The organism is Acetobacter sacchari (genome assembly GCF_017377715.1).
GTDB classification, from domain to species: domain Bacteria; phylum Pseudomonadota; class Alphaproteobacteria; order Acetobacterales; family Acetobacteraceae; genus Acetobacter; species Acetobacter sacchari.
The window spans coordinates 1-228 of sequence record NZ_JAFVMF010000140.1 but is presented as its reverse complement, the minus strand read 5'-3'; the positions used below and the strand labels follow the sequence as shown (position 1 = coordinate 228).

The following is a 228-nucleotide window of genomic DNA, read 5'->3' as shown; positions in this document are numbered from 1 at the left end:
CTTGGATCCGGCATCATGTCAGCCTCCTTCCTCGTGCCCGCCGGGCTTGGCGTGCAGGAAGGCAAAGCTGCAGTAAAGGTTCATAGGGTCTTTCCGTCTGACCGCGGCTCGTTCGTCATGTTTCCCGCATTTCTGGCTGCGGGAGACCAATTCGTCCGCCCGTCGCCGGAAATTCTCGCCCCCCCTTTTTGCCGGGCTTTGGTGAAGATGCTGCCGCCCCCTGCTGGA

General features: G+C 61.4%; 1 protein-coding gene. It reads left to right on the top strand.

Features of this window, described 5'->3' with window-relative positions; all coding sequences use genetic code 11:
* Window positions 1-15: 15 nt before the first annotated feature.
* Window positions 16-228, top strand: a 213-nt coding sequence (locus tag J2D73_RS20525) for a hypothetical protein (RefSeq protein ID WP_207884281.1), incomplete at its 3' end; no start/stop codon positions are given.